The organism is Microbulbifer maximicatervae (SeqCode), assembly GCF_052467325.1.
On record NZ_CP174310.1, the window covers coordinates 1608025 to 1631770 of the forward strand.

Genomic DNA, 23746 nt, shown 5'->3' on the forward strand with positions numbered 1-23746 from the left:
GCCAAATTAGACCGGTCGTCTAGAAAGGCGCTATAAAAATACCCGCAACGGTTTTCCCCTCGCGGGCTCAGTAAAAAACTCAGTGTTTTCCCAGTATCTCCTGGGTCGCCAGCATCGCCTCTGCCATTGGCGTATCGTTGCGGTTTAACTTGGCCAACAGGCTGGCTCCCAGCCACAGCTGGTACAGGGAAGCTGCGGTGGCACGGGCATTGAGGGTGCTAGGCAGAGAACCGTCTTCCCCTGCCAGCTCAATACAGTTCTGGAGCTTCTGAATAATATGCTCAGTCCCATCTCTGAGGATAACCCGCATCGATTCAGACAGGTCTGCCACCTCAGCGCTAAGCTTAACCACCAGGCAGCGGTGTGCATCGTAACGCTCCCCACTACTCTTCTGCCAAGCATCAAAATAGGCCAATAAATTATCGGCGGCAGATTGATCCCGGGAGGAAAAGGCAACGTCCATCTGTTCCAGGTAGCTGCGAAAATAATCTTCCAGCAGAGCCTCGCCAAATTGCTCCTTGGACTTAAAGTAGTGATAAAAGGACCCTTTTGGCACACCGGCGGTTTTGAGAATTTCACTCAAACCCACACCGGAGAAACCTTTTACGGCCATCACGGTATAACCGGTATCCAACAAATGTTGGCGAGTATCTTCATAGCTGCTTTTCATGCCTAGCACTCTACGCAAAACTAGACCGGTCGTCTAGGGATTTATAGTGATTAGGCGCTGTGAAGTATCTATAAATTGCTCAACTTTAATCAAAACTGCTCTGTTATTGTGGTGGATCAACCAAAAAGGCGTAAGTCGCAGCCAGTGAGTGGGCGTGACTGTGCTAAGATTGGCGCCATTCCCACCATCGGCAAAAGATCGACAATATAAGGATTGGTAAATGTCCCAGCAGTCCCGCGACCAACGTCTCGAGCAAATTAATGCCGCGCTTGCGCAGCGTATCCTGATCCTGGATGGCGCTATGGGGACGATGATCCAGAGGGAGAAGCTGGAAGAGGCCGATTACCGGGGTGAGCGCTTCGCCGACTTCCCACGCGACTTGAAAGGCAATAACGACCTGCTCAGCCTGACCCGCCCGGAGCTGATCGAAAAGATTCACCGGGAGTACCTTGAGGCGGGCGCGGACATTATCGAAACCAATACTTTTAACGCAACCCAGCTGTCCCAATCTGATTACGATATGGAACACCTGGTGGTAGAGATCAACCGGGCCTCCGCAGAGATCGCGCGCCGTGCAGCAGATGCACTCTCTACCCCAGAGCGCCCGCGCTGGGTAGCCGGGGTCATCGGCCCCACTTCCCGCACCGCCAGTATTTCACCAGACGTCAATGATCCAGGGGCACGCAATGTCACTTTCGATGAACTGGTAGAAAACTATGTAGAAGCGGGCCGTGCTTTGGTCGAAGGCGGCAGCGACCTGATCTTAATCGAAACCATTTTTGACACCCTCAATGCCAAGGCCGCTATCTATGCCATGCAGCAGCTCTTTGAGGAGCTGGGTTTCGAACTGCCAATTATGATTTCCGGCACCATTACCGATGCCTCTGGCCGCACCCTTTCCGGCCAAACGACCGAAGCTTTTTACTATTCCGTTGCCCACGCAAAGCCAATTTCTGTGGGGCTCAACTGTGCCCTGGGCGCCACCGAATTGCGCCCTTATGTGGAAGCCTTATCGAGCGCCTGTACCTCTAATGTCTCCGCCCACCCCAATGCGGGATTGCCCAATGAGTTTGGCGAATACGACGAAACCCCTGAGCAGACCGCCGCAATCGTAGCGGAATTTGCCCGCAGCGGATTTATTAATATCCTCGGCGGCTGTTGTGGCACCACCCCCGGTCATATTCGTGCAATTGCCGATGCAGTGGCCGATATACCCCCACGACAGCAGCCGGAAATAAAACCTGCTCTGCGCCTGTCCGGACTGGAGCCATTTGTCGCCGATGAAAACGCCTTATTCGTCAATGTGGGCGAGCGTTGCAACGTCACTGGCTCCGCCCGATTTAAGCGCCTGATCCTTGAAGAGGACTACGACACCGCCCTGCAAGTGGCTGCCGCCCAGGTGGAAGATGGGGCGCAGGTAATCGACTTCAATATGGATGAGGCGATGCTGGATGCACTCGCCGCTATGCGCCGCTTCCTCAACCTTGCCGCTACCGAACCGGATATCGCCAAGGTGCCATTTATGGTGGACTCCTCCAAGTGGGAGGTGATCGAGGCCGGCCTGCAATGTATCCAGGGCAAGCCCATTGTGAACTCTATCAGCCTCAAGGAAGGCAAAGAGGAGTTTATCGAAAAGGCTCAACTGTGCCTGCGCTACGGTGCAGCTGTGGTGGTGATGGCTTTTGATGAAGATGGCCAGGCGGATACTTTCGAGCGCAAAATTGAGATCTGCAAACGCAGCTACGATGTGCTGGTCGATGAAGTCGGCTTCGATCCCACCGATATTATTTTCGACCCGAATATTTTTGCTGTCGCCACCGGTATTGAGGAACACAATAATTACGCGGTGGACTTTATCGAGGCGTGCCGCTGGATTCGCACAAACCTGCCCGGTGCCCAGATCAGTGGCGGCGTCTCCAATGTTTCCTTCTCTTTCCGGGGCAACAATCCGGTACGTGAAGCCATTCATTCAGTATTCCTGTTTCACGCTATTAAAGCCGGCCTGAATATGGGTATCGTGAACGCCGGACAGCTGGCCGTTTACGACGAACTCCCACAGGAGCTGCGGGAAAAAGTTGAGGATGTGATCCTCAACCGCAGCCCAGATGCCACTGAAGCCCTGTTGGACATTGCCCCCAAATACCAGGGGGATGGCAGTGGAGCCGCGCGCAAAGAGGACCTGAGCTGGCGCCAATTGCCCGTGAAGGAACGCTTGGCACACTCCCTTGTGAAAGGCATTAACAACTATATCGAGGAAGATACCGAAGAGGCCCGTGCAAGTTCCTCACGCCCACTGGATGTGATCGAAGGTCCACTGATGGACGGTATGAATATCGTCGGCGACCTGTTTGGCGAAGGGAAAATGTTCTTGCCCCAGGTAGTGAAATCCGCCCGGGTTATGAAACAGGCGGTAGCCTACCTGCAACCCTATATTGAGGCGGAAAAAACCGAAGACAGCCGCTCCAACGGCCGTATCCTGATGGCCACGGTTAAAGGGGATGTGCACGATATTGGCAAAAATATTGTGGGCGTGGTGCTGGCCTGCAACAACTATGAAGTGATCGACCTCGGCGTGATGGTGCCAGCGGAAACCATTTTGCAAACAGCAAAGGAAAAGGAGTGTGACATTATCGGCCTGTCCGGCCTGATCACCCCATCCCTGGATGAAATGGTTCACGTAGCCGCCGAGATGGAGCGCCAGGGGTTTGATATCCCATTATTGATCGGCGGAGCCACTACCTCCAAAGCCCATACCGCCGTAAAAATTGATCCCCAATTCCATCGCAACCAGGTGGTGTATGTAGCCGATGCATCCCGCGCCGTAGGCGTGGCCAGCAGCCTGATTTCCAATGAGCTGCGCCCAGCCTTTGTGGAAAAAATCCAGGCAGAGTATGACAAGGTGCGCACCCGCACCGCCAACCGCAAGCGCAATGACACCCGCTTAACCTACGAGGAAGCGCGGGATACTGCCCCGGAATTTGATTGGAAAAACTACCAGCCAGCACGACCCAACAAGCTGGGCCTTACCGTGATCGACGATTTCCCTCTGGAGAAACTGCTCGACACTATGGACTGGACGCCTTTCTTTATTTCCTGGGATTTGGCAGGTAAATTCCCGGCAATCCTTGAAGACGAAATTGTGGGAGAAGCCGCTACCGATCTCTACGACAACGCCCAGCGCATGTTAAAAGAGATTATCGATAAAAAGCTATTGCGCGCACGGGCTGTATTCGGCCTATGGCCCGCCAATAGCGTCGGCGACGATATCATCGTCTACAAGGATGAAAGCCGCAGTGAGGAGCTGGCTCGCCTTCACCATATGCGCCAACAGGTACAGAAACGCGGAGGCGATGGCCTGTGCCGCTCCCTGGCAGATTTCGTCGCGCCGCTGGAGTCCGGCCAAATAGACTATGTGGGCGGCTTCGCGGTTACCACTGGCATCGGCGCAGACGAGTTGGCAGACACCTACGAAGCCAAGCACGACGATTACAACGCCATTATGGTAAAGGCCCTGGCAGACCGTATGGCAGAGTCCTTTGCTGAGACACTGCACCGTTTGGTGCGAAAAGAATATTGGGGCTATGCCGAAGACGAAACTCTGAGCAATGAGGAGCTGATCAAGGAAGCCTACCAGGGCATCCGCCCAGCCCCGGGCTATCCCGCCTGCCCCGATCATTCGGAAAAAGCTACCCTGTTCAAATTGCTACAAGCGGAGCAAAATGCAGGCGTCAGCCTTACCGAGCACTTTGCCATGATGCCCGCAGCTGCGGTGAGCGGTTGGTACTTCGCCCACCCCCAGGCAAAGTACTTCAATGTGGGCAAGATCGGCAGGGATCAGCTGCAAAGCCTGGCTAAACGAAAAGGGGTCAGCGAACCGGAATTGGAGCGCTGGCTACGTCCCAACCTCGAGGAGTGAGCCCGTGGAAGATAATAATAAGAAAGCGAAAAAGCCCAATTTTGGCCAGGTGGTAGTCAGTACCCTGGCCGCCGCAATTGGCGTGCAGAGTGATAAAAACCGCGAAAGGGATTTTCAAAGCGGCAGTATTATGACGTACGTTATTGCCGGCGTTGTTTTTACCGCCGTATTTGTAATCGGATTGGCACTTATTGTGAAAATAGTTCTCAGTAATATGGGCTGAGAGCACCCAGATTTTTATTACATAAGCAGCAATAAAATAAACAAAATACTATCTATTTTATTGCTACTAAATACCAATTAAGACCGCCTGGGACTGCACGGCTCCAGGCCAGAAATAACTAGCGTGTGGCCACCCAAAAAACACAGGTGGCTACGAAAATTGCGACCAGTGCTACAGCGGCAATCGCATCTACTACATTATCGTCTTCAGAAACTACAGCTACTTCATCATTCATCGAATCTCTCCGACCATTCTTTTATTGTTATTTAAAGTAGTTGAGTCGCAAGTAGCGACAGCTCAAGTAGAGCAAATCAAGCCACCAGTTGCAAGGTGGAACCTCGCAACAAGTATAACCATCCAATTAACCTATTAAGCCTGACCAGAATACAGGGCAATATGAAACCCTCCAGCAAGGGTCTGCCCCGTTTTAGCGACTTGTGTACGACTGTCAACATTGACATTCAGGTTGCCAAACTTGTTTGGGGACACTGACATGATTCCATTCACACCTTTGCCCTTGTTAATGCTCCTCATATTGCAAAATACCACGGCCCCGCCACCATTTTTATTAGTTGCCAGGGAGTTGGGAGTGGGACTTGAGCCATCAGAGATCAGTATATGGACATCTACAGACTTTCCATCCAATGATTTCTTTAGGATTTTATTATTGTGGTCGAGACAGATATCAATGCCAAACGTTAAGCCCTTGTAAGTGAAGGTACTGTCACTTTGCTTAGTCGCAAAAGCATCAGCAGTTTGATACTGGTCATTGCCAACTTTATATTTTTTCAGTAAGAAATTACCACCAGCCAGAATAGGAGCAATGCTCAAGTAAGAGGCTGAAGAAAAACAGCAACCCCCTCCTTTTGTATAAGCAATTGTCCCTGCAACAATCAAAATATTCGGGTATTGACGAGAAACCCTGCGTAAGCCGGAATAGATGTCGCTCTTGGAGCTTTTGCTCAAAGAGTCAATATGATTGGTTACTGCTTTAGAAGAATATCCTGAAAAATAGTACTCTGGCGCAACCAGCATCTTGATATATTTATCGTCAGGGTAGTCCTGCATCATGGCCTTGGCACGAACTACTGCCCCTTCAAATACACTGAAGTTAGCGTTACTTACGCCCATGAACTTTGATGAATCATCAAATTCAATCATCGCTGCAAGGATATCTTTAGCCATCTTATTGCCCTTTTTAACTGCTAAAAGCACTCAGCCACCGACTCATCTACAAGAATTTCAAAATGTGACTGATCATCCGCACTTTATATCACCGCTTATAATCTGAAAGATGGTACCAATTCACACCTACCCGAATTTGTTTTGTTACATCAGCTCACCGGCAACGTCGCTACACTCAACTGACTGAGTTACAGTAAAAGCGGGCTGAAATCCTTTACCACCAAGCCGCCAGCGCTTCACCAATACTTAGCAGCTAACAAGAATAGAAGGGACCATCCACCTCTTATAACTGTTAGTTACAGATATAGCGGAAAATATTGTTATTTATTGCATAAGAGCGCTGGTATGTTATGCGCCAGCGGAGAATCGTCCGGGGCCTGCCCCTTTCTCCACCATCAGCGCACAAAGGCAATGGAATCAAGCTGTTATGTATCGATACGACGACCGGGACCGCGCCATCATCAACGATCGCGTAGCCCAGTTCCGCGGCCAAACGGAACGTTACCTTGCCGGCGAGTTGAGCGAGGAGCAATTCCTGCCGCTGCGCCTGCAAAATGGCCTCTATATTCAACGACTGGCCCCCATGTTGCGTATTGCCGTTCCCTACGGCCTGCTCAACAGTGCCCAGTTACGCCGTCTCGCTCGCGTAAGCCGCGACTACGATAAAGGCTACGCCCACTTCACTACGCGCCAGAACCTCCAATACAACTGGCCGCAGCTGGAAGATGTACCCGCTATTCTCGATGAGCTGGCGGAAGTGGAAATGCACGCGGTACAAACCAGCGGCAACTGTATCCGAAATACCACCTCGGACCCCTACGCCGGCATTGCGCTCGACGAGATTGCCGACCCGCGCCCCTACTGCGAGCTGATTCGCCAATGGTCTACATTCCACCCGGAATTCGCTTTCTTGCCGCGCAAGTTCAAGATCGCGGTCAGTGGTTCAGAACAGGACCGCGCCGCCATCCGTGTACACGATATCGGTGTACAGATCGTCAAGCGCGGTGAAGAGATTGGCTTCCAGGTATTGGTAGGTGGCGGTCAGGGCCGCACACCGGTTATTGCCGAGACCATCCGCGACTTCCTGCCGGAAGAAGACCTGCTCTCTTACCTTGAAGCGATTGTTCGCGTTTACAACCAGCTGGGTCGTCGCGACAACAAGTACAAAGCGCGCATTAAAATTCTGGTCAAGGCCCTCGGCCCGCAAGAGTTCGGCCGCCGCGTGGAAGAAGAGTGGCAACACATTAAAGACGGCGCTGAAAAGTTAACCCAGGAAGCATTGGATTGGGCTAAATCCTTCTTCACTGCCCCGGAATATCGCGAGTTTGACGGATCAGCTGCTGAAGCTGCACTGCAACTCCAAGCTGACAGCGACAAAGCCTTTGCCCGCTGGCTTGAACGCAACACCTACCCGCACCGGGTACCCGGTTATCGCGCGATTAAGTTGTCCACCAAACCCACTGGTGTACCCCCAGGTGATGTAACCGATGCCCAATTAGAGGCTATTGCCGATCTTGCCGATACTTTTAGCTTTGGTGAAGCTCGGGTAACTCACGACCAGAATGTGGTACTCGCAGACGTCGAACAGGACAAACTGTTTGAACTCTGGCAACAGGCCCGCAAGCACGGTTTCGCCACACCGAATATCGGCACCCTGACCGATATGATTTGCTGCCCCGGCGGTGACTACTGCTCACTTGCCAACGCCAAGTCCATCCCGGTAGCCGAAGCCATCCAGCGTCGCTTTGACGATATGGACTACCTGTACGACCTGGGTGACCTCAACCTCAATATCTCTGGCTGTATGAATGCCTGTGGCCACCACCACGTGGGACATATCGGCATCCTCGGCGTCGACAAAAAAGGCGAAGAGTTCTACCAGATCCAGCTGGGCGGCAGTGCATCCAACGAGGCCAGCCTGGCCAAAGTATTGGGCCCCAGCTTCTCCCGCGCTGAAGTGCCAGACGTGATCAGCAAAATCCTCGACCTCTATGTCGAGCAACGCCAAACGGAAGAGCCCTTTATCGACACCTACAACCGCATCGGCCTTCAGCCCTTCAAGGAGAGAGTTTATGCCAAAGCCAGCTAAACTGGGCCCACAGCCGGGCAACCCCGCAGAACTGATCATCGATGGTGAAGTAAAGACCAACGAATGGCAGCTGGTACCCCAACTGGAAGCAGGGGAAGAGTTGGACCCAAGCACCCTGCCCTCCGGCAAAATTATCCTGCCACTGCGACAGTGGCTGGCGCATCGCGATGCGCTAGCATCCCGCAGTGAAGAAGTCGGTATTTGGCTGGACAGTGAAGAAGGTGCCGAGCAGATTGCGGAAGAAGCCGCCAAATTGCCGGTAATTGCCGTGCACTTCCCGGCATTTGCCGATGGTCGGGGCTTTACCGCAGGCCGTATGCTGCGCGAGCGCTACAGCTTTACCGGAGAGTTACGCGCAGTAGGCGGGTTTATGCGAGACCAGCTGACCTATTTACAACGCTGCGGCTTCAATGCCTACGCATTTGAAGGCGAGCAGCCTCTGGCAAGCCTTAAAGACTCGATGAGCGATTTTGGCGATAGCTACCAAACAGGGGTAGACCAACCGCTGCCCATGTTCCGTCGCCGCTTCTAAAGCTCAATTTAGACCTCTGAATACTCAGGGGTCTAAATTTTCACTTCCATCACGCCTCCAACCCCAATCCATTGAGCGCAAGCTCCAAAGAGGGTTCCACCTCCTTGAGTTCTCGCCCGGATCGCAATACCGATGCTGTGCCATGCAACAAGGTAATCAGGTACATAGCGCACTCCTCAGCACGTCGATCCAGCCCTATAGCCTGGGACTCTTTATCAGAACGAAACAAGTCAACCAGTTGCTTTACCGCTTCTGCGTCAGCAGCTTTTAAAGCGTCAATGGCATCAGAAGGCAAAGCGTCACCGGCAGTTTCCGATAATCCAAACGCCAGATAACAACCCCTCGGGGTTCCCTCCCCGGCCTGACCTTTAACGGTAGCCAGCAAATAACTATGCAATCGCTGCCGCAACGGCACTCCCTCTTCCGTCAGGAACTGCATACGATCTTTGGCATATCTATCCAGGTACTGCCCCAATGAAAGAACAAACAGTTTCTCTTTATTGCCAAAAGAAGAATACAGACTTGGCTTATTAATCCCCATAGCCTTGGTCAGGTCGGCCATTGAGGCGCCCACATAGCCCTTTTTCCAAAAGACTTTCGTTGCTGATTCCAGCGCATACGCCTTATCAAACTCCGGCTTGCGTCCCGCCATTGGCAATCTCCAAAAAATTGTTTTGACAATATTGTACCGATCGGTAAGACTTAGCTCAAACCTTACCGATCGGTACAATATTCATCAACCCTTCACAGGAGAACGGAATTGAGCATTTCAATCGAAGGAAAAACTGCCCTTGTAACTGGAGCAAACCGCGGAATTGGCAAGGCAATTGTCGAGCGCTTTCTCGACGGTGGCGTAAAAAAAGTCTATCTGGCCGTTCGCAACCCGGAGACAACGACAGAACTGACAGAAAAATATGGCGACAAAGTAATCACATTGGAACTCGATGTGGCAAAAGCCCAAAGTGTAGGGGCGGCGGCAAAGGCGATTCAGGAATTGGATATTCTGGTGAACAATGCCGGGATACTTGCGCCCGCAGACCCGCTTAGCGACCATGTAGAGGACTCTCTTAAGCAGGAACTGGAAGTGAATACCTTTGGGCTTGTCCGTGTAGCCAAAGCATTCACCCCCCATTTGGAAAAGAGCAAAGGCGCCCTGGTACAAATGAATTCGGTAGTATCCTTGCGTACCTTCCCACACGTTAGCACCTATTCCGCATCCAAAGCCGCCAGCTACGCAATTACCCAGGCACTTCGAGAAACGCTTCAGGAGCGAGGCGTACAAGTATTGAGTGTTCACCCCGGCCCCATCAAAACAGATATGGCCAAACAGGCTGGGCTGGAGGACGGAGAATCCCCCGGTGCAGTGGCTGAGGAAATTGTTGGCGCGCTAAAAAATGGGGATTTTCACCTCTTCCCGGATGCCATGTCGCAGACTTTTGAAGCCGCTTATCAGAGCTTCTCTGATTCGGTGATCACCGCAGACCTTAGCGAATAAAACGGCCGAAGATTGTCTGAGTAAGAAGTAACACAAGCCTCGAAGGAACCCGATCTAGGGTTCTTTCAAGAGGCTGGAAAATTCCTCTGAAGCCATAACGGGTACAAACTCAGTGATCGTAAAAGTCGACGCCCCATGTTTTGTGAAAGGGTCTTCTTCCAGAACCTTTCGCAGCACTTCCTCAGAGGGATGACGTGAAATAATTATCGCGCCAGTTCTAGGCTCTTTCGCTCCCCCAAAAAGCAGGTCTCCCGATTTATAGTGTCCCTCCAGGTAGCTCACATGCTCCGCCATTAACTCTGGGGTCAGTTTTTTAAGATCTGGGAAGTTCAAATTCACTAAAAACATAACCTCTCCCCCCTCCTTAGGGGCTATATATCAACTCTTAACACCACTTTAAGCTTGCAGAAATAACCTCCACCAATCTAAAAGGTAGCTACTCTTTCCACCTTGGCGGTAGAGGATAGTCCCCAAGCAATAGTTTAAATGGAAACCATCGGAGATTGATGATCGGGCATCATTTAATTTAATGGTGCCATCACGTACCTTTCTTTAGGCAATAGTGCTAAATAGACGATACTTCAGATTAATCAAGTTACATGCGGCCTGAAGAGCTTCATCTGCCTTCCAGGCTATGGTATCCCCCTCAAAACGTATGGGGATTATTGCGATGGCACTCCCTCTTTGTGCTCACTCTTAAAACTGTTAATGCGAACTCATCTTTAGAAGATGTAAAAACTGTTCAGAGGCTCGACTAGCGGTATAGACATTATGGCTGTATTCGATCTGCTCGGGCGAAAATGAAATATGAGAATACTGTGGGAACTGAGGAACACAGCCCGGAGCTTCAGGGAGCTCCAAGCCCAGTGTGATGCCATGTCCCCTTCGGTACTAAATACAAGAATCAAACAGTTGAGCGAAGCTAAATTGATTAATAAGTGTACGAATGGATATCAACTGACAGATCTGGGAGTTTCGTTAATGGAGACCCTTGATCCGCTGAGGGAATGGGCTAATAACTGGGAGGAATCCTTCAAGGCCTAATAGACACTCTGTAAAAGCCAAAACCCAAGAGCCTTGCAGCCTAGATGCCGCTGGGTTCTTGGATGCAGGCCAACTATCGCGACAAAATGGACTGAACCGATGGGGCAGTCTCATTATCACTCGCATCATGCGCTAGCGAAAACGAATAATATTAATCGCCGCGCAAATCAAATCTACGAATAATTCTGTCAAACAATGCACCTGCTAACCATCAAGGGTAAAGGAGGGGTCAATCTCTTTAGAAATCACCAAACCACTGCTCTTAAGGGCACCCTTATGAGTTACCTTTTTGTGCCCGTAAGTAGCGAGTCATGGGGATTGCAGGGAGATAAATTGAGAGAAATGTGATTTTCAGAAGTTTCCTTAACCCAAAAACAGCTATGCGCTGCATCCCCTACTTTTGATTGTTAAGGTCACATTTCTGGCATTTTTTCAAATTTTTGTAATTCCGGGTCCATATAGTCCCAAGATGCACCACTACCAGCATATACCACCATTGTCGGGTTGAATTGCTCCAGGTCATGAAGACTTCCAGCGCGGATAAATTCAAACTGCGGCATACCGCTATTTTCCGCATAAATATGCGAACCGCAGCGAGGGCAAAAACCTCTCCTTACTGTATTGCCGCTATCTGTCTGCTTCTCATGAAATGCAAGATCGCCACTAATGGTTAAGCTTCCGCGAGGAATAGCAATGTTAGCGATGTGTCCAGCCCCACTAATTTTCTGACAATCTGTACATTGGCAATGACCCGCCATTACCGGCTCTTCAGAGCAAGAATAACTAATATAACCGCACAGGCATTCTCCAGATATTTTGGACATAAATTTCCCCTGTTACTTACGAAGTTGAAGTAACCTTAGCCTAAATCAATAACTTCAACTTCGCAAGTAACTAGGCTAGTATTTCATTTTCTGGCAGTAAGAGTGTGAGCATGAGTCCTGACAATCAATTTTTACGTTCGGGATGCCCTATCGTGAACGGACTGGACGTATTCGGCGATAAATGGACATTAGTTATTCTAAGAGACTTACTGTGTGGTAAAGAGACCTATAGCGAGCTAGCTGACTCACCAGAGAAAATACCAACCAATAGACTAGCAGAAAGATTAAAAATGCTAGAAGCAGAGGGAATGTTGGTGAGGGAACAATATCAATCAAAGCCTAAGCGATATAAGTACCTGCTAACACAGAAAGGCAAGGATGTCTTACCGATTCTTCAGGCAATCGCCAAATGGGGAAATACATATTTTGAAGGCTCGTGGGTTCCCCCGAAGTGGTTCATGGAAACCTAACCCCTTGATTCAGGGCCAGAAGCGTAACAATACCGCAAACCCGAGACAGACAATTTGGAGATAACAACAACTTTTATGCATTTATACTTCGTAATTGCATAATTGTATTTTCCATAAATAACCAGAGGTTCATGATGTTGACTCTGATTGTTATGTTTCTCCCCCCAATCTCATTAAGAAATCCTCCTGGATCACTAACGAACCTGGCGGCAATTGTTTTAAGAGTATACTGTTTTAACTGGAACACTTTCGCTTCCCAAAAAGCAAATCCCCCGATTTATAGTGTCCCTCCAGGTGGCTCACATGTTACACCATGAGCTCTGGGGTCAGTTTTCAAAACCTGGGAGGTTTAAATTCACTATAAACATAGTGGACAAGGCCGGATTCTCAAAGCTGCGATATCAACCCCTGAAGCCACTTACCTAGCCCCTTCAGAGCCAATTCCTCAAGGGGGCTGGCGGGCACTCTTTGGCATGCCCGGAGCCAGTTCTTGAAGCCATTTACGTTAAGGTATCGCTCTAATACGTTAGCTGGAGATTAGAAGGGGCCCACTAGAGAGATAATGGAGGCTATACAAATCGAGCTCAAGGGCCCGGCAGCTCAGTGCCACCAGGCTCTGTAGATCAGCTCAACTATAGAGGCAAAATAGACTGAACTGCTGCGACAACCTCATTATCACTCGCATCATGCACTAATGAAAACGAATGATATTCATCGCCGCGCAGTCCGAATCTACGATCAATTTCTGCCAAGCAGTGTACCTGCTCACCTTCAACGATAAAGGAGAGTTCAACCTCTTTAGAAGTCAACAAACCACTGCTCTTAAATTCTATTTCCTGATAACAGCCGGACTGGGAGGCAAAATTTCTTCCGCGCAGATGTCCCTTTTCAACATCTGCTTTTACCATCTTGAAGCCACTTTCCTCAATCATAGAGAGCACTTTTTCCACGACTGGCAAGGGCCTAATTTGCAATGGGTCCCTATCTTTTGGGTCCAGCGCAAAATCAATATCCAGAGAGGTTTCCAGCCACACGAAACTTTTATTTTTACGTGCATTCAAAACTGTTACCGGTGTCTCTTCATGCAGTTCCATCTCGAATGGAACTTCCTGGCTGTCGCCAGCGCCGATAACAAATGGGTCTTGTACATGCATCTCGCTCAATACAAAACGCTCATAACTTACCCCTTCATCGGTCTCCACCTTGATCTCAGTGCAGAGCTTCAAACTTATAGCATCCACCTGCTGGTCGACATCCCCCCCAATGATATGGATAGCCCCTTCAATTACCCCACCCTGAACCTGCTCAGGGTTCTGTAAAACAGTATCTACTTTTGCAGCACCGATACCTATTGATGCTTTCAATTTTTGAAACACAGACATAGTCAAAAACCTAATTCACTCGTTATCGCTAACCTTCATATCATAAACTCCGAGCTACTTCACGGTCTTTGTAGGCATAAACGACCATAACTTTAGCCGTAGATACTAAACTTTTACTGGAACACACCAGTTTGTAGCCCAAGGGGCCCCTTTCCTTCCGATTCACCTGTGGAGCTTTGGCATCTGCTTCTTAGCAGATCATCGAAACATATAATTTTTAGGTATTGCCATACTATACTTGGCCGGCATGAACACTTCATAAGATGTTCGGTTATAGAAGCCTGAACAAAAGGAAATTTTAGAAGCTCATGTTAATATGTAATGTGCAAGACTACTAAAATAGGAATTTTAGATTTGAGGGTTTTACTACTACCAGGACTCGATGGAACTGGAGCACTATTTTCAGATTTAATTAAGGCACTACCAAAACAGTGGACAAGTGAAACCCTCTGCCTTTCTGAACTTCCAGGAGATACTTACCCGACTCAAGCTCAATCAATCGCCAAGAGCTATCTCAATGAGAAGACTTACATTATTGCTGAATCCTATTCAGGAAGCGTTGCATATGAGCTATCCCTTTTAGCTCCCGAAAAAATTTTAGGCATTACCTTTATAGCTAGCTTTATAACCTCTCCTTCGCTGCTATCCAAGGCAGCACAACTAGCTCCAATCTCGCTTATAGACTGCCCATCTTTAACCAAAATCACACTAAATTTCTTTGGTTTCAATGGCAAAGGCAGTGACATACTCATTGACAGCACCTATAACGCCCTACTAAATACCAACAGAGGCAAACTAAAGCAAAGGCTTCATAATATCGCCTCTATCTCCAAACCATCCCAAAAATTGGAAATCCCTGCCATCTATATCCGCCCGGATAGAGATCGACTTATCAGGAAAAAAGCTGTCACCGATATATCTGCGATATACATCAACCTCAATGTCATTGATATTCCTGGTGGACACTTTATTGCTCAAGCACACCCCAATAAAGTCGCGAGAATAGTTATGAATTTTGCAGAAGGATTACTACAACCCTAACTTGCCTTTCAATTAACGATTATATGGCAAGCAAATCCACAAATAATCCTACCTTAGAATCTAAACTGTTATTCGTTCATTAACTACCCCCTACCAATCTCGCTTTCCGCACAAACCCCGGAGTTGACAGTGAGCAATAGAGAGCATATTTCCTTTCTAGAACCCATAAAAAATCCGCCCGCTTACTCAATGGATAAAGAAAATAGAAAATTAGAACTTAAACTTGATGTACAGTACGAAAAGAATAACATTTTCAGTTTTTACAAAACCCATGACACACCAACCTGGACCCGTGTATTTTCATCATCAATCACTCAAGAAGCAGGTTTCACACTGACAGGCCCTACCATTGAAATTCGCGCTGATAGCCACCTTACTATCCAGACAAACAACCTGCTGCCAGAGGAAGACCCCCTCAATACACCCGCTACAATAAACTTCCCCCATGAGTTCAATACCTACAACTTACATACTCACGGGCTCCACGTCTCCCCAGAATCTCCGGCCGACAATGTCTGCATGAAGATCAAACCAGGGGAAAGTTATACCTACGAATACGACATTCCCAAGGACCAACCCCCAGGACTCTACTGGTACCACCCCCATAAGCACGGCTCTGTCGCTATACAAGTCGGCAGCGGGATGGCAGGTGCCCTAATCGTAAGGGATGAATTTGACGATGAACTTGAGGCAATGGGAGTTAAGGAACATATTCTTGTCTTCCAGAATATTGCCGTAGATGAGCACGGAAAAGTAGAGGATCAACACCAGGTCGCTAAGTTCCCAGATAGTGAATACTGTATTACCGTTAACGGACAATACTGCCCTATCATTCATGCAACGGTGGGTGAGCTTCTCAATCTGAGACTTCTCAATGCTACCACTCGCACATCTATAGATATCGATTGCCCTTGGTTCGCGCAAATGTATATCTACGGGTTTGATGGAAACCCTACTGATGACTACCGCCTACAAGACGGAGTAAGCCTGGGCCCCGCTAATCGAGCCTCCCTTTTCTTAAAAATCAGTGAAGCCGCCACTCCGGGAGCTCATTTTTACATTTACAATAATGCGATTGAGTTCCAACAAATGCCGCATTATAAGTACCATAACAACAGTCCACTTTTTGTTATCGCTATTGCCCAGGGGGAGGAAATCGGAACGGCAATCTATGCCCCCAGCAAACCACCCGCCCGATGTGCACCCCCACCCTTCCCCAGCAGTTTTAAAGTGGACTTACTGAAACCTATTACAGATGATGAGATCACCAATACACGTCGACTCACTTTCCAGGCCAACACGCTTGATGACCCCCAAAAATATTATCGCGGGCTGAATGTCAGTATTGACCATTCACCATTCGAAGGATGTGAAGTGGTTAATCATTACGTAGAGCTTGATGCAGTAGAGGAGTGGACCTTGGTTAATGAGAGTGAATTCCCACACCCAATCCATATACATGTTAATCCGTATTATGTTATCGAGGTGGTTGGAGAAGACCCCATGCACCACACACTCAAACTACCGCTTTGGTGCGACACCTTTCAAGTACCGCCCCATGGGCACGTCAAATTCCGTACTCGTTTCAAGGATTTTACCGGAAAGTATCCTCTGCATTGCCACTTACTTTATCATGAGGATGGGGGCATGATGCAGCATGTTAGAGTTGTCAAAGATGCCTCTGAGATTCCAAAATAGCCCTCTTATCTATCCAGTCATTGAATGCAAGGATCGTTAAAGTCCCGTAAGAATTAACACTTACTGGGGGCCACTTTTTGCGGGTCATGTAACTTGGGAGGAGTTGCATTACCACAATTCTTACTCAACCAATCGCAAGCATGGATAATATCCTTTGCAAGACCACTGATTGCATTCTGATTGAGATGAGGGCGAACAACAATTCTCAGAGAGTTTACAGACTGAGCGTTTGGCGGCATCGAATAGGCAGAAAGAACCCATCCCCGCTCACGTACTTTATTGGATATATCATATTCATTAAAATTCTTATATTTTTTATTCAGGGTCATGGCAACAACCGGGATTCTCTGGGTTTTATTCATTATTTCAAAGTACCCACTGGCCACCAGAAGTTGACGAAGAGTCTGCGCATTTTCCAAGGTGTGCTGCATAATCTGCCTGTAACCCTCATAGCCTAGACGTATAAAGTTGTAATACTGGTAGGCAACCGGTGATGCATTTCGGCTGAAGTTCAATGTGGCTGTAGGCATCTCCCCACCCAGGTAATTAACATAAAACATCAAGTCTTCATCAAAAACTGCTCTTTCACGAAAAATTATCCACCCCAATCCCGGCGGCACCAAGCCAAACTTGTGCCCGGAAGCATTGATAGATTTCACTCTTGGCAAGCGAAAATCCCATTTATAGTTCGGGTAGAGAAATGGATTAACAAACCCTCCCGACGCCCCATCAATATGCATAGGGATATCGTGCCCTGTTCTCTCTTCATACTTATCCAACCAGTTTTGAATCGCCCTAAATGCATCATCCTCACCGGTAAAGGTTTGCCCGGCGATAGCAACAACAGCGATGGTATTCTCATCGACCAATTCATCCAGGTGTTTACTGGTAAAGCGGTAATGACCAGGCTTTAACGGTGCTATGCGCGGCTCCACATCGAAGTACCGCATAAATTTTTCCCAAACAATCTGCACATTGGCTCCGGTAACCAGGTTAGGTTTTGAGCCGTCTTTGCCGGTTTGCTGCCTCTTCTTACGCCAATTCCACTTGTGCGCCAAACCAGCCAACATGCAGGCCTCTGACGAGCCTATGGTTGCTGCGCCGTATGGCTCTACTCCCTCAGGTCCATTCCAAAGGTTGTGTAACCAGCCAACCATTCGCGCTTCCATCGCGAACAGCTGTGGATACATGTCGTGATCAATATAGTTCTTCAGATAATGTTTCTTAGCGACCTCAAATGCTTCTGACTCAGTAAAAGTTGTGACAAACGAAGATAAGTTCATCGCAGGCTTTGCGTCAGCCCAGGTTTCACTGGTTACAATAGCCTCGGCAGCCTCTGCTGAAATACTACACCGGGGAAAATGCTTTTCTGGAATATCTTCATTGTATTCGTCAAAGAACCTGTCAAATGGAGATTGCTCTTTCACTACCTACCTCCGGCTCATTCATCAATATCAGAAAATGACTGCTGTTGATGGCCACCCTCCCCCCGCCAGGAGGGATTGTGAAAATAGAAAATTAACAAGGGAACGGTGATCGCTATAGCAATTCCACCCAGGTTGAGAGCAACATAAGTTACAGGATTTTTTATCGTGAGCTGTTCTGGCGGGAAAAATGAAACTACCAAGGCAAAAACAACGGAAATTAAGCCTATTCCGGCAACAATACAAACCCCTGGCAGCCCTCCCGGGATACGAAAACTTCTGGGTAAGTCTGGTTGCGTGATCCGCAATCGAATAACCGCAGCAAACATCATTATGTACATAATGATGTATAAGCTAATAGCCATCACTGAAATTAAAACAAAAGCTGTAGATACATTATCCATTAAGATGTAAATGGACGAGATTGCTGCTACCACTACAAACTGTGCGAGGAGAATATTTTTTTGTACACCCACCCGGTTTTCTCGCTGAAACCAGGGCGGCAACATCCCATCCTGGGCCGTAGCCAGTAGCCCTCGACTGGGGCCAGCCAACCATGCCAAGGCACCACTTAGTGCACCATAGCCAATTAGCCAGGAAAGTGCTTGCACGGGCCATTGAATCCCAAGTAGCTGCCCAAAAGCTCTTTCGTAAGCTGTAAATAAGCCAGTTTCTACAGATATCTCTTTATAGGGCAAAATTGCAGCAATAGAGAGAGCGCCGAGGGTGAACACCAGGATGGAAATAACGGCGGCGATGGCAATTACAGCTGGATATCCTCGACGGGTATCACGTAGTTCCGACACATGCGTGGCCTGTGCTTCCACCCCAGCAAAGGCAAGTAAAATACCCCCGAGAAAAGCAATAGCCCCCAAACCGTTAATATGGGGAAACCAGCGTGGGTGATCATAACCATCCCGACGCACTGCTACTTCCGGGTCGGTCAAGGTCTCCCAGCCAATAGGATTACCACTCACCACCCACCAAACAGCCAGGACAATCAAAATCAAGCAGGGAAATATGATACCCACCAGAAACCCAAACTGTGCCACTTTTACCAGAAAGCGGGTTCCGGTAAGAGCAATCAGGGTCGCTAGCAAATAGGCAAGGATGCAAAACCCACCGATATAGTAGGTATTCTGGGCGATGGTATTATCGCCCACCGCATAAGCCACCGCCGCAGCGGCAAAACCCAACTCCGTGGGATACCAAACAATGCACTCGATCCATTGCAACCATATAGCGACAAAACCCACCTTCGGGGTGAAGGCCTCACCAACCCAGGTATAGACACCCCCAGTGCGCTCTGAAAAGGCGCTGCCAAGTTCTGCCGACACAAGTCCTGCAGGAATCAGGAACAACAATGCCGCAAAGCCGATATAGAAAAACATCGTCAGTTCTTCTTGCGCCATCATCGGCAGGGTGCGCAAGCTGGTAACGACCGTTGCGGCAGTTAGGAGCCCGAGAGCAGCCACAGAAAACATCTTTCTGTTGGCAATATCCGGGGTGCTCGATGCACTGCTCCCTTTTGGTCGCACTGATGGGACCTCCCTGGAGTGCAATATTTTTGCGGCAGTACAAAGAAGCAAAGCCTATCGTGGGAGTCTGCGGGATAGATGGGATAACAGAGGTGCCTCTGCCAAGGCATAAGCCGCCCTTTTAGCAAGGGGCTTATGGAAATATAAAATTCATAGCAAGTCGGTGCCCACACCATCTTTCACCCAGTGAGAAATCGGCTACGACACCGGTATGCGGCAGTTAACCTGGAACCCCATGTTTGGTGTAGATATCGAAGCGGCCGGATTTCCCCTCCAAGGAAAGGTTGGGCTTCATATCAGCCAAATAGGGGGCAAGCTTAGGGCGCTTAACTACTGTGCGGTAGTAGCAGGCCGCCAAGGCAGGGCTCAATAAGCTATCCGCATCCTCATCAGTCCCAACCAAATGATGGAAGGCAGCCATTTCCTTTTTGACCTTGGCAGCTTTCCCCCGCGCAGGGAACATCGGATCCAGATAAATAACAGGGATGGATTCCTCCGATTGCAGCGCGAGCCACTCTGACGCCGCCGTACAGCAATCCACCAAGCTCATTCGCTCAGAAATTGCAGCCAACTCAGCATCCCCGATAGACGCCTGTCGCAGCCGGCGTATTCCATCTTTCAGCAATTGGAAAACAACCGGGTTGCGCTCCAGCATCTGCACCTCACATCCCAGCGCCGCCAGAACAAAAGCATCTCTACCCAAACCAGCGGTGGCATCGAGGACTTTGGGATGGAAGCCAGAACGCAGACCAACAGCTTTTGCTACTGGCTGGGCTTTACCGCCGCCATACTTGCGGCGATGAGCAAGTGTTCCAGCAACAAAATCCACCCATACTGGCCCCGCCGCTTTGCGCCCGGTCGCACATAGCTGCAACTGCTCCCCAAGACACAAGACCTGTGGAAAGTCGACCACATCAACGGGAGAAGTAACTCCAAGGAAGGGATAGTCTAGCTGAGCGGATAGTTCTTCAGCAGCGGAAATATATTCTGGCGCCGCAGCGACAATAGCCAACGATGGACTCACCTGCCCTCCCGGTAACAGTTAAAAAGGGAGGCGATGCTAACCCGGTTTTTGCAACCATTCCAGGGCTTGAGTCAACTCCACTTCGGGAAAGGGGCGCACCTCAGCGCTGATGAAGTGACAGGCAAGCGTAGGCATAAAACGAAGAATGGGGTTATCGGTTACCACAGCGATTCGCCGGATATGTTGTTGGTGCTCTCGATTAAAGCGGAAATGAGAGATCATTGCGACGAAGCTCTCCCAACCAGCGAAGTCTCCCGCATTGACCAGTAACCCCTCTATACGTCCCCGCTTGCTGATGATCGGATCAATTTGCGCGGCTAGCAACTGGAAGTCCTCAACGGTTAACTTCCCAACTGGCCTAACCTCGAGTATTCGATCACCCTGATGCCAGGCATGCTCAATCATATTTTGAGAATGCGACAGGGCCACACTTCTGTGCGGCCCTGCTTTTCGCTTAGCTCGATGCAGCTGAGTCATTACTATTGGTCAGTTATCGTTACTTTCCATCCCCTCATCCTGACCGGTTTCTGCCTCTGTATCTGTTTCAGTGCCGTCGGCGGAGGCATCCATATCGTTGGTCGCGCCCTCTACAGCATCATTGGCTTCCTTTGTAGCATCTTCTACGACCTTATCCGCTTGCTGATTTAGGTCGCTGCCCGAATTATTGCTCGCGTCTGGCATGGAGCTAGAATCATTAGCATCCGGGCTCATGTTGCCATCTGCACCCATATTGTCTGACCCAGACATAGTAGCGTCAGGTGAGCCCCCGTTATCTGAAGACCCCGGAGGAGCGGGATCGGTTGAGTCAGAGTCCTGGGGCATTTGGGAATCGGGATTGCCCATACCATCCGGGGAATCCGAGGTATCTGCTGGGGCCATTGAGCCACCGCTACTTCCTCCACTAGAGGGAGTAGAGGATCCCCTCATCTGTTCACTCTTCTGCTCCTGCTCCATCGAGTTATAGGCTTCTTTAGCCTTATGCTCGCCGCTGCGCGACATAAAATAACCGATGATCAGTAATAAAATGATCAGGGGAATCAGTAACTTCTTCATATCTGGACCTCTCGACCCCAGGCAAACTCAAAAGAAGACATTAATCATTAAAATCGAGCCGGTTACACAGTGCTGGTCGGTGTACTCTCTCGATAACAATCCCAAACCCTGACACTCCAGCCTGTTTACAACGGTGCGCAACTTAATGAGATGCAGCGCCTGTAAAAGAAGGTCGCGCCAATACTGATAAGAATAACCCGCCTTTGGGGTTCTTCAAGGGAGAGATCTACTTCGTAGCAGTTTGGATTGCTGTAAAGAAAGATTCAGTTAAAACCATTAGTTCTAACAGGTCGACAAGAAAACAACTTATTAGCCCTGTTTTATAAACTCATTAAGTTGGGCAAGTATCGCGGTGGCATCTGACTCAGCAATAACCGCTTCACAGCTCTTCAGGTGTAACCTTCCATAGCTATCCAAATTAGCGAAGATCAGATAGTTTTCACCCTGCTCCAACTTTATATCACAGGATTCAAACCCAAGGCGGAAGGTTATCTCTCCACCCATAGGCCCTTTCCATACCTGGCTTGGCACTGCTGAATAGATATAGCCGGATATAGCTGTAACTCCATCTTCAGACAGTGCGCTATCCACATCCCGGTGGACATCAATCACTTCTACTTGTGCAACAATCTCAGCCTGGGCAAATCGCAACTCCAAGTGAGTAGTAGATGCCGCAGCGATATCTTCAGTCGTATGCACCAGGCCACTCATTAGAAAAAAGAATATACCGCCCACAATTCGGGGGAATAATTCGAAAGACATTTTTTCCGCCACCACCCTCTCCTTACTTGTATTCTTATCGCAGTAGAAATAGCACAAGCCATCAAGATCGGCTTACTGTTTTGTCATAACTTCGAAGAGAAAACTATTCGACAGAAAAATTGGCATGGATTGATCTGAGAGGAAGTGGCCAACTGAGCGGGCCACCAAGCTGGCAGCCCAGGCAACCTTTACATTTACTGCTCATATACCCGTATAGGATAAACGATAGATTTTATGCGCAAAATCATCGGAAATCAGGACGCTTCCATCTGGCATTTCCAAAAATGCAACCGGACGACCATATGTGGTTTCCTCCTGCATAAAGCCGGTAATCAGCGGCTCATACTTCGTTATCTCACTATTCTCGACAGTCGCCAACATCACTCGGTAGCCAGATTTTTCGCTCCGATTCCAGGACCCATGCTCAGCAACCAACAGATTGTGCCGATAATCCTTGGGATATTGTTCGCTGCGATAAAAGTGGATTCCCAATGGCGCTACATGGGCACCAAGGTTTAACACGGGTTTAGAGTAGTCAGCAGCGTTCTTACCCAGCCCAAATTCCGGGTCTGCAATATCATCTCCATGAAAATAGGGATAGCCAAAATGCTCTCCCCAAAAACTCACCTTATTGATTTCGCAGGGCGGGATATCGTCCCCCATCATGTCCCGGCCATTATCGGTAAACCACAATTCATTGGTTTGTGGATGAAAGTCAAAACCAACTGAATTCCTCACCCCGTTGGCAATAATTTTTGTTTTTTTAGAGGACAAATCCAGGGAAAATATCTTTGAATAGTTTTCATTGGCATCACAGATATTGCAGGGTGCGCCCACAGGCACAATTAATTGCCCTTCACGATCAAAGCGTAAGAACTTCCAACCATGATGCCTATCCGTCGGAAATTGATCGTAAACAACTTCTGACTTTGGTTGATCCAGATTACGCTCTACCTGGGGAAAGCGAATAATTTTATCGACATCAGCCACATATAAGTCGCCATCCTTGAAGGCTATACCTGTAGGAGCCTTTAGGTTTTCCATCAGGACCCAGCGCTTATCTGCCGCGCCATCATTGTCTGTATCTCTTAAGGCGTAGACTTTCTTTGCTCGAAAAGAGCCGGAAAAAACTGTCCCCGACTCAGAGCGAGCCAGTTGTCGAGCCGTTTCAACATCTTCGGCAAAATAGCTGAGTTCAAACCCCTCAGGTACTTGCAATTGATCCAGGGTTATTTCTGCTTGTACCGCAGAGGCAAACAGCAAAGTGGCGAACAATATCTTTTTCATTCTTATTAGCCGACAGAAAAAAGAACATCTTAACTCTCGACATAGAACTTGACTAATTTAGCGCAAGAAAAGGAGTTGAAATACAGGCT

The 23746-nt window shown here is 48.9% G+C and carries 22 protein-coding genes; 9 read left to right on the top strand and 13 right to left on the bottom strand.

The window, feature by feature from the left end:
* Positions 1 to 79: 79 nt before the first annotated feature.
* Entirely contained in the window at positions 80 to 670 is a 591-nt protein-coding gene (locus ACJJIE_RS07320) for a TetR/AcrR family transcriptional regulator (RefSeq protein WP_282933146.1), read from the bottom strand.
* A 220-nt stretch (positions 671 to 890) separates the two neighbouring features.
* Here ACJJIE_RS07320 and metH point away from each other — a divergent pair, with 220 nt between their 5' ends.
* Entirely contained in the window at positions 891 to 4586 is a 3696-nt protein-coding gene (gene metH / locus ACJJIE_RS07325; RefSeq protein ID WP_282933147.1) for a methionine synthase, read from the top strand.
* Positions 4587 to 4590: 4 nt separating this feature from the next.
* Positions 4591 to 4809, top strand: a complete 219-nt coding sequence (locus ACJJIE_RS07330) for a DUF2970 domain-containing protein (RefSeq protein ID WP_282933148.1) — start codon at positions 4591 to 4593, stop codon at positions 4807 to 4809.
* A 369-nt stretch (positions 4810 to 5178) separates the two neighbouring features.
* Here the strand turns inward: ACJJIE_RS07330 and ACJJIE_RS07335 are convergent, their stop codons facing one another.
* Positions 5179 to 5994 (bottom strand): hypothetical protein, encoded by an 816-nt coding sequence (locus ACJJIE_RS07335; protein ID WP_444894119.1) that lies wholly within the window; start codon positions 5992 to 5994, stop codon positions 5179 to 5181.
* Between the two features lie 427 nt (positions 5995 to 6421).
* On the opposite strand from ACJJIE_RS07335, the gene ACJJIE_RS07340 reads away from it, so the two are divergent.
* Positions 6422 to 8083, top strand: a complete 1662-nt coding sequence (locus ACJJIE_RS07340; protein ID WP_282933150.1) for a nitrite/sulfite reductase — start codon at positions 6422 to 6424, stop codon at positions 8081 to 8083.
* On the top strand, positions 8067 to 8615 hold the full coding sequence (locus tag ACJJIE_RS07345; protein ID WP_444894120.1) for a DUF934 domain-containing protein: 549 nt from the start codon (positions 8067 to 8069) through the stop codon (positions 8613 to 8615). The genes ACJJIE_RS07340 and ACJJIE_RS07345 overlap by 17 nt, the downstream gene beginning before the upstream one ends.
* A 49-nt stretch (positions 8616 to 8664) precedes the next feature.
* Here the strand turns inward: ACJJIE_RS07345 and ACJJIE_RS07350 are convergent, their stop codons facing one another.
* On the bottom strand, positions 8665 to 9267 hold the full coding sequence (locus ACJJIE_RS07350; protein WP_282933152.1) for a TetR/AcrR family transcriptional regulator: 603 nt from the start codon (positions 9265 to 9267) through the stop codon (positions 8665 to 8667).
* Between the two features lie 108 nt (positions 9268 to 9375).
* Here ACJJIE_RS07350 and ACJJIE_RS07355 point away from each other — a divergent pair, with 108 nt between their 5' ends.
* A complete protein-coding gene (locus tag ACJJIE_RS07355; RefSeq protein WP_444894121.1) occupies positions 9376 to 10110 on the top strand; it encodes an SDR family oxidoreductase in 735 nt (244 codons plus the stop codon).
* Between the two features lie 54 nt (positions 10111 to 10164).
* Here the strand turns inward: ACJJIE_RS07355 and ACJJIE_RS07360 are convergent, their stop codons facing one another.
* Positions 10165 to 10458, bottom strand: a complete 294-nt coding sequence (locus ACJJIE_RS07360; RefSeq protein WP_413665500.1) for a YciI family protein — start codon at positions 10456 to 10458, stop codon at positions 10165 to 10167.
* Between the two features lie 459 nt (positions 10459 to 10917).
* Here ACJJIE_RS07360 and ACJJIE_RS07365 point away from each other — a divergent pair, with 459 nt between their 5' ends.
* Positions 10918 to 11154: a winged helix-turn-helix transcriptional regulator gene (locus tag ACJJIE_RS07365; RefSeq protein WP_353057041.1), complete on the top strand. Its 237-nt coding sequence runs from the start codon at positions 10918 to 10920 to the stop codon at positions 11152 to 11154.
* A 413-nt stretch (positions 11155 to 11567) separates the two neighbouring features.
* Here ACJJIE_RS07365 and ACJJIE_RS07370 read toward each other — a convergent pair whose 3' ends face one another.
* Positions 11568 to 11978, bottom strand: coding sequence for a GFA family protein (locus ACJJIE_RS07370; RefSeq protein WP_444894122.1), 411 nt, complete (start codon positions 11976 to 11978; stop codon positions 11568 to 11570).
* 110 nt (positions 11979 to 12088) lie between these two features.
* On the opposite strand from ACJJIE_RS07370, the gene ACJJIE_RS07375 reads away from it, so the two are divergent.
* Positions 12089 to 12448: a winged helix-turn-helix transcriptional regulator gene (locus tag ACJJIE_RS07375; RefSeq protein WP_282933156.1), complete on the top strand. Its 360-nt coding sequence runs from the start codon at positions 12089 to 12091 to the stop codon at positions 12446 to 12448.
* Positions 12449 to 13080: 632 nt separating this feature from the next.
* Here ACJJIE_RS07375 and ACJJIE_RS07380 read toward each other — a convergent pair.
* Positions 13081 to 13830: a sporulation protein gene (locus ACJJIE_RS07380; RefSeq protein ID WP_444894123.1), complete on the bottom strand. Its 750-nt coding sequence runs from the start codon at positions 13828 to 13830 to the stop codon at positions 13081 to 13083.
* 354 nt (positions 13831 to 14184) lie between these two features.
* Here ACJJIE_RS07380 and ACJJIE_RS07385 point away from each other — a divergent pair, with 354 nt between their 5' ends.
* The gene (locus tag ACJJIE_RS07385; protein WP_444894124.1) at positions 14185 to 14871 is read left to right on the top strand and encodes an alpha/beta fold hydrolase; all 687 of its coding nucleotides are present in this window, start codon (positions 14185 to 14187) and stop codon (positions 14869 to 14871) included.
* A 129-nt stretch (positions 14872 to 15000) separates the two neighbouring features.
* The gene (locus ACJJIE_RS07390) at positions 15001 to 16569 is read left to right on the top strand and encodes a multicopper oxidase family protein (protein WP_444894125.1); all 1569 of its coding nucleotides are present in this window, start codon (positions 15001 to 15003) and stop codon (positions 16567 to 16569) included.
* Between the two features lie 53 nt (positions 16570 to 16622).
* Here ACJJIE_RS07390 and gad read toward each other — a convergent pair whose 3' ends face one another.
* The 7 genes from gad to ACJJIE_RS07425 form a co-directional block, all read right to left on the bottom strand.
* Entirely contained in the window at positions 16623 to 17996 is a 1374-nt protein-coding gene (gene gad / locus ACJJIE_RS07395; protein ID WP_444894126.1) for a glutamate decarboxylase, read from the bottom strand.
* 14 nt (positions 17997 to 18010) lie between these two features.
* Positions 18011 to 19531 carry an amino acid permease gene (locus ACJJIE_RS07400; protein WP_444894127.1) on the bottom strand — a complete coding sequence of 507 codons (1521 nt, stop codon included), beginning with the start codon at positions 19529 to 19531 and terminating at the stop codon, positions 18011 to 18013.
* Between the two features lie 220 nt (positions 19532 to 19751).
* Entirely contained in the window at positions 19752 to 20555 is an 804-nt protein-coding gene (locus ACJJIE_RS07405) for a class I SAM-dependent methyltransferase (RefSeq protein WP_444894128.1), read from the bottom strand.
* A 36-nt stretch (positions 20556 to 20591) separates the two neighbouring features.
* Entirely contained in the window at positions 20592 to 20960 is a 369-nt protein-coding gene (locus ACJJIE_RS07410) for a SpoIIAA family protein (protein WP_444894129.1), read from the bottom strand.
* Positions 20961 to 21041: 81 nt separating this feature from the next.
* A complete protein-coding gene (locus tag ACJJIE_RS07415) occupies positions 21042 to 21608 on the bottom strand; it encodes a hypothetical protein (protein WP_444894130.1) in 567 nt (188 codons plus the stop codon).
* A gap of 309 nt (positions 21609 to 21917) precedes the next feature.
* On the bottom strand, positions 21918 to 22370 hold the full coding sequence (locus tag ACJJIE_RS07420) for a netrin-like domain-containing protein (protein WP_282933166.1): 453 nt from the start codon (positions 22368 to 22370) through the stop codon (positions 21918 to 21920).
* A gap of 201 nt (positions 22371 to 22571) precedes the next feature.
* Positions 22572 to 23657: a PQQ-dependent sugar dehydrogenase gene (locus tag ACJJIE_RS07425; protein WP_444894131.1), complete on the bottom strand. Its 1086-nt coding sequence runs from the start codon at positions 23655 to 23657 to the stop codon at positions 22572 to 22574.
* Positions 23658 to 23746 lie beyond the last annotated feature (89 nt).